This window comes from Rhodococcus rhodnii NBRC 100604 (assembly GCF_001894925.1).
GTDB lineage: Bacteria > Actinomycetota > Actinomycetes > Mycobacteriales > Mycobacteriaceae > Rhodococcus_F > Rhodococcus_F rhodnii.
Genome location: NZ_BCXD01000055.1, coordinates 1 through 5,813, shown reverse-complemented (window position 1 = coordinate 5,813; position 5,813 = coordinate 1). Strand labels below are relative to the sequence as shown.

Here is a 5,813-nt window from a genome sequence, read left to right as displayed (position 1 = left end):
CTGCGGAAATGCGGATTGAACTAGTTCATTTGGGGAACGATGACCTGATGACCGGGGATCGTGACCTACCCATGCTGACCATCGCCGAGGCGGTGGACGCGACGCAGACCAGTGAGAGCACGATCAAGCGCCGCCTGCGGTCGGGCGCGTTCCCGAACGCGGTCCGCACTGCCGACGGGAAGTGGATGATTCCCCTCGGTGACCTATCAGCGGCAGGGCTGAGACCAGGGAAAATGGCGAAACCTGACCCGGTGACCCCTTCAAATGACCGGGTCCGTGACCTGGCAGCTGAGAACGCCGAGCTCCGTCAGCGCCTGGCCGTGGCCGAAGCCCTGGCCAGCGAACGCAATCGGATCATCGACGTGCAGCAACAGATGCTCCGGATGCTCGAAGCCCGGCCGGTGTCGGCCCTGGAGCCCGCGGCGGTTCCAGTGGCGGGTCCGCCGCCGCCCGTCCCGGCCGCCGATGGTCGGGCAGCTACGGGCGCCCTGGCCCGGATACGTCGACGGCTTCTCGGCTAGGAGCTGACCGCGTACTTGCGTGCGTCGTGCAGGAGCTTTCCCACCGTTCCGGTGGAGATTCCCATCTCCTCGGCGATCTCGCGGTACTTCAGGCCCTGCTCGCGCAGCTCGACGGCCCGGCGACGGTTCTCGGCTGCCCGTGCGAGGAACTGGTCCCGCGGCTCGGCCATGATGCGCTGGATCGTGCGCGTGGAGGCCCCCATCTTCTCGGCCAGCTCGCGAGCTGTCTGCTTGCGGCGGATCGGTCGTTCAGCGCCCACGGTCTGCCTCCCACAATGCGTTCCGGTCGACCTTCGTCGCTCGTTTCCGGTTTGCCTCGCGCTTCTTCTCACTCATCTTGCGACCGCGTGCGGCTTGTATGGCGATGAATGTGGCCTCGTAGACAGCAGGGCCGTCGGCCCACATCCGGGACTTTGTAGTGATCCAGCGGGTAATGGAGGCCGCGACGGCGCGTAGCTCGCTTGCTGGCAGTGGATCGGGCCTGCCTGTGACCGGGTTCCTGAACGTGGCGTTGATCTGTGCGGCTTCCGCATAGATCGCGGCCCCGAGGCCGGTCGGGTCGCCCCAGTGGAAGCGGATTTCGCGGTAGGCCCAGGTGCGTGCGGTTTCGAACAGGGCGCAGTTTCGGCCGAGGCCGATCGGGTTCTCACGGCGCGATCGGGTTTGCCGCCAGCGCGTTGGCGGCATGTGGATGCCGAGTTCCGCCTCGAGCTCGGCGAGGGATCGCCGCTCGGTGTGCAGCCAATGGGTGTCCCAGTCACCGTGAGTCGGGTTCTTGGTCATCAGGCCCGAATAGCCCTTGTCCCCCTGGACGGCGCGCCGGAGGCCTTCGGTGACGGCGGCCGCATAGGCGAGCGGCTTACGACGGGCGTACTCGGTGCGGGTGAACGGCTCTGCCAGCGCCCACACAGCGTGTGCGTGCCCGTTACGGGGGTTCTCCACGATCGCGTTCGGCAGAGGATGATTCCCGGCCGCCGACAGCGCCCGCAGCGCGGCGTCCGGGTGGTCAACGTCCACGACGAGCAGGTTGCTCAATGCCTGCGGGTTCGACTCGATGTAGCGGCGATCCAGTGCGTCTGATCGCCGCATCCGGTAGACGCCGTCGAGGAAATCGTCGGTTGCCAGTGGCCACAGCGGTAGCCACAGCTGTTCCCAGGCGCCGCCTGTGTGCTCTTCCACCGCAACCATGGGGAACACACTCACACACAAGATCGATTTATTCCGGTACGACACGCCAGCCAAGTCAGATGTTTCGGTTTCTGGAGCGGTCCTCCAGACCTTTGAGATCCGCTCCAGAAACGTCCACAAATTATTGGGGTACGTCGAACCAAGCCTTATCAGGTATCCCGGGGTTCCGGGGGTGAACACCACCCTCCGACCGGTCCAGAATCCGTCGATCTCACCTATCCGCTCGAAGTCCTTGAGTCAGTGACAGGACCACTGCTGGGCTCCCAGCGCAGAAGGCAAGTGAAGGCAGACGACTGCGGGAGGTAAGTCGGGTACGGCATGAGGTCCTTCAGAAGCGGCGTCGACGCCAGGCCCACACGCACAATCCGCTTCCCACGAGGGACACCACCGGTAGCGCCCCCTGCAACCGGCGCAGTGTCACGAGGCGCCGGTACTGCTCGTTTGACAGGAACTGCAGGGTCGGTGAGCTCGCGCTGGGCGGATCCCACCAGTAGCTCCCCGTGCCGGTAACCGCTTGGGGCCAAGCGAAGACACCCACCGCGGCAGCGATGGCAATGCACGTGGATGGGAACACCACCCAGAACCAGGGAAATCCTGGTGCCGGCCCGAGACGATCCCGGCGCGGTAAGACCACACCGGCCACCATCGCCACGGCCCCCGACGCAACAAGCAATAACCACCCCATGAGCGGACGGTACAAGCGCCGACGCCGGGTGGCCGTTAGGTGCGCGCCAGCCCGTGACCGGACCGGCGAAGCGTGCCGCTGGGCGGCCCGCCGTGGCGCCCGTCCCGTGCCCGTTCTGACCGGTGGTCTCGGTCGCTCGTTCCTCGCGTCCTCACCTGCCGGTCAGCCCGTGACCGTGCCGTCCACCACCCGGTGCCTGGTCTGCGTCTCCCTCGGCTCGTTCCTCGCCTATCCTGGTGACCAGACACCGGAGCGAGCTATGCCCAGGGTTACGCAGTGACTTCGTCACTGCGTAACCCTGGGCGCTCGCCTCCCATTCGCTTCGCTCACAGGAGGGGGCCGTCGATGGCCGCTGACGCTGCATCTGACGACCGGCGGACCGAGGTCCGCGCCGCTGCTTCGCGGGCCGCTGACGCGGCCCCGGCGAAGCGCACCCGCACCGTGGCGGTGCGGCTGACCGATGGGGAGGAGGCCGCGTGGATCGACGCCGCGCTGGCCGATGGCCACCGGCAGCTCGGGGCGTGGGTGCGTGAGCGGGCGGTGGCCGGCTATCTCGGGAAGGTCCGCCCGAAGACCGGCAGTGGAATGTCGGCGGAGGCGGCCGCGGAGGTCGCCGCGATGCGGCAGCAGATGACGAAGGTGGGGAACAACCTGAACCAGATCGCGAGGGCGATCAACGCCGGGCAGGTGCCGTCGCAGATGGCCGAGTCCCTGCAGAAGGGGTGGCTGGAGAGGTGGGGGCAGGAGTTGGGGCGGATGGCGGATCGGCTCGACGCGCTCGACGACCAGGGCTGACGTGATCGCGAAGATCAGCACGGGCAGCGACCCGAAGGGGTTGGCGGCGTATCTGCACGGGCCGGGGAAGGCCACCCCGCACAGCTACCGCACCGAGGCGGGCCGGCTGATTGCCGGCGGGACGGTGATCGCGGGATCGGTGCAGGTCACCGCCAAAAACCCGACCCGGTGGGGGCGGGACTTCGAGCGGGCCGCCGCGACGAACGCGCGGGTGGGTAAGCCGGTGTGGCATTGCTCGCTGCGGTGCGCGCCCGGGGATCGGCGGCTGACCGATACCGAGTTCGCGGACATCGCGCAGACGGTCGCCGAGCGGATGGGCTTCGAGAGTCATCCGTGGGTGGCGGTGCGGCACGACGACGACCACATCCACCTGGCTGTCTCCCGGGTCGATTTTCAGGGCGTGACCTGGAAGAACAGCAACGACCGGTGGAAGGTCGTCGAGGTGATGCGCGAGGTCGAACGCGCGCACGGCCTGATCGAGGTGGCGAGCCCGGAGCGGGCCCGTGGCCGGCAAGCCAGCAGCGGCGAGCAACGCCGCGCGGTGCGGACCGGCAAGGTGGCGCAGCGGGACGGTCTGAGGGAAATTGTGACCGCCGCCCGCGACATCGCCGCAGGCCAGGGTGTGGGGGCGTTCGAAGTGGCGCTCGTACAGAACCCGATTACCCGAGTGCAGGTGCGGCGCAACGTCGCGAAGACGGGCCGGATGAATGGCTACAGCTTCAACCTGCCCGGCTACGTCGACGCCGCCGGGGAGCCGATCTGGTTGCCGGCCTCCAAACTCGACCGGGGTTTGTCCTGGTCACAGCTGGAAAAGACGCTGACCAGACCCCGCCCGGACCGCCTCGCCGGCGAGGAGACGGTGCCGCGGAAGCGGCTCGAGCGCGCCGCCGCGTGGGAGCAGCGCCGCCGCGAGGTCGGCGGCGAGCAGTTCGCAGCTGCCCGCTGGGAGCAGGCCCGCGCGAATGTTGGTGAGACGGCCGGGCGGATCCGCGCCGAACAGTCCGCGGACACGAAGTGGAAGCAGGTGAACGAGGCGTTGACCAGCCAAGACCGGGCCGAGGAGCAGGCTGCCGAGGCAGCGCGGGTCGCCTCCGCTGTCATGGGAGGCCACCCGACACCGCTACGGGACATGCTCGCCGCCCAGGAGCAGCGCCGGAAGCCGTGGACTCCGGAGCAGAAACGCCAGTACGCGACCGCAAAAGCCCAAGCAGAACGCGCCGCGAAGGCCAAGGACGCCGCGAAATGGACCGAGGTCGCCGGCGGCGGCTACCAGCGGGACGTGCGCGGGATGAACCTGCGACTGTGGGTGGCTGAGGACGGCGCCTGGTCGATCACCTCGAAGAAGGACCCCGACCGCCAGTACGCCGCAGGTCAGGCCGACACCGTCGCGCAGGCCCAAGCCGCGGCCACGGCCACAGCGAAAACGCAGGCCCAGGCGATGTGGAAGCAGGTCCCGGCCGACAAGCGCACCGAGTCAGCCACCAGAGCGGTCCGGCGCGTGATCGCGGATCTCACCCCCACCAAACCCGCCGAGGTCAAACCCCCGGCCCGCCGCCAGGGACCAACCATGCCGCAGTCGGCCCCGGGGTATCAGCCACCCGGCCGCGACCGAGGTCGAGAATCCGGAATGGGACTGTGAGCAGAGAGCGAGAAGGCTTTCGTGGAGCGTAGGGAACAGACGCAGGCCTGGCGAAGCATGTCCAAGAACACCATCGATCGCTAGAAGGTCGGTCGTGCCCAGGGTGCCCAGGATGCGTACATAACGCGCGAAAGGTGCATACCTCCCATAGCATCGGCGCGTATGGTAGGGAAAATGATCTTCAAACGTATTGCTGTGGTCGTGCTCGCTGGTGGGGCTTTGGTAGTGGGAGGCAGCCAGGTTGCTGGTGCTACCACGGTTTCAGCTCCACAGCCGAGTCCTTCAGCAGCGGTGGTGCCGACGGTTCTTCCACCAGTCACTTTCACCGCCGCTTCTGCGCACTGCGAGGCCCAGTACGCGTCGGATTCCCGGCGATGCCGTCTGATTCCACTTCCACAGGGCCGAGCGATCTGCTGGGCGGCAGCCGCTGCCCGTTACGCAGCGTGCCGCGCCGGAAACTAGGTAGAACGTGAGCATGGACGAGCTTCCCACCTTCATCGCCGACGACATCGTGATGGCCAGAACGTTCGACAGCCCTAACGGCCAGGTGGTGCTCGAGGTGAACACTCCGCGGCCGTTCGATGCTGCGGCCCCGGAGGGTGACTACTGCTGCACCTTCCGGATCAGCGGGAACATGGATGCCCCTTACGACGGATTCGGTGGCGGCGTCGACGCAGTGCAGGCGCTGCTACTCGCATTGGCCATGGCACACGAGGAACTTCGTCAAACTTCGCCAGAGTTGACGTTTCTAGGCGAGACGAACCTCGGTCTACCGGTCTTGAACATCAAGCCCGACAACGCGATCGAAGCCGTGGTCTCATTCCCCGCTCCCTGATGTGACGCACTTTCACCCCTGGCACTCATGTACCGAAGCTGGGACTGAGAAAGGGCTGCCGCGTCACCGCTTCGCGTTGACTTGCCACTGAACGGGGGCGTGTCCCGGTCAGGGCGGGGTGTGACCTGGGTTCATGACACCGCTAACACG

At 67.1% G+C, this 5,813-nt stretch carries 6 protein-coding genes; 4 read left to right on the top strand and 2 right to left on the bottom strand.

Annotated features, from left to right (window positions below; all coding sequences use genetic code 11):
* Positions 1-521 (top strand): hypothetical protein (locus RR1_RS21250; protein ID WP_218017481.1); only part of this gene is annotated, 521 nt, incomplete at its 5' end.
* Here RR1_RS21250 and RR1_RS21245 read toward each other — a convergent pair.
* Positions 518-781 carry a sigma factor-like helix-turn-helix DNA-binding protein gene (locus tag RR1_RS21245; RefSeq protein ID WP_010840487.1) on the bottom strand — a complete coding sequence of 88 codons (264 nt, stop codon included), beginning with the start codon at positions 779-781 and terminating at the stop codon, positions 518-520. The genes RR1_RS21250 and RR1_RS21245 overlap by 4 nt on opposite strands.
* On the bottom strand, positions 771-1,709 hold the full coding sequence (locus RR1_RS21240) for a replication initiation protein (protein ID WP_010840486.1): 939 nt from the start codon (positions 1,707-1,709) through the stop codon (positions 771-773). Before RR1_RS21240 ends, RR1_RS21245 begins: the two co-directional genes overlap by 11 nt.
* Positions 1,710-2,739: 1,030 nt before the next feature.
* Between RR1_RS21240 and mobC the strand changes: the two genes are divergently transcribed.
* From mobC to RR1_RS21220, 3 genes are all read left to right on the top strand, one after another.
* On the top strand, positions 2,740-3,189 hold the full coding sequence (mobC, locus tag RR1_RS21230) for a plasmid mobilization relaxosome protein MobC (RefSeq protein ID WP_010840485.1): 450 nt from the start codon (positions 2,740-2,742) through the stop codon (positions 3,187-3,189).
* 1 nt (position 3,190) lies between these two features.
* Complete coding sequence (locus RR1_RS21225; protein ID WP_072713751.1) at positions 3,191-4,828, top strand: relaxase/mobilization nuclease domain-containing protein; 1,638 nt, start codon at positions 3,191-3,193, stop codon at positions 4,826-4,828.
* A 475-nt stretch (positions 4,829-5,303) separates the two neighbouring features.
* Positions 5,304-5,663 carry a DUF6968 family protein gene (locus RR1_RS21220; protein ID WP_010840489.1) on the top strand — a complete coding sequence of 120 codons (360 nt, stop codon included), beginning with the start codon at positions 5,304-5,306 and terminating at the stop codon, positions 5,661-5,663.
* The last annotated feature ends 150 nt before the right edge of the window (positions 5,664-5,813 follow it).

Coding starts and splice junctions, on each gene's coding strand:
- RR1_RS21240 (WP_010840486.1), bottom strand. CDS start 1,709: ATGGTTGCGGTGGAAGAGCACACAGGCGGCGCCTGGGAACAGCTGTGG.
- mobC (WP_010840485.1), top strand. CDS start 2,740: ATGGCCGCTGACGCTGCATCTGACGACCGGCGGACCGAGGTCCGCGCC.
- RR1_RS21220 (WP_010840489.1), top strand. CDS start 5,304: ATGGACGAGCTTCCCACCTTCATCGCCGACGACATCGTGATGGCCAGA.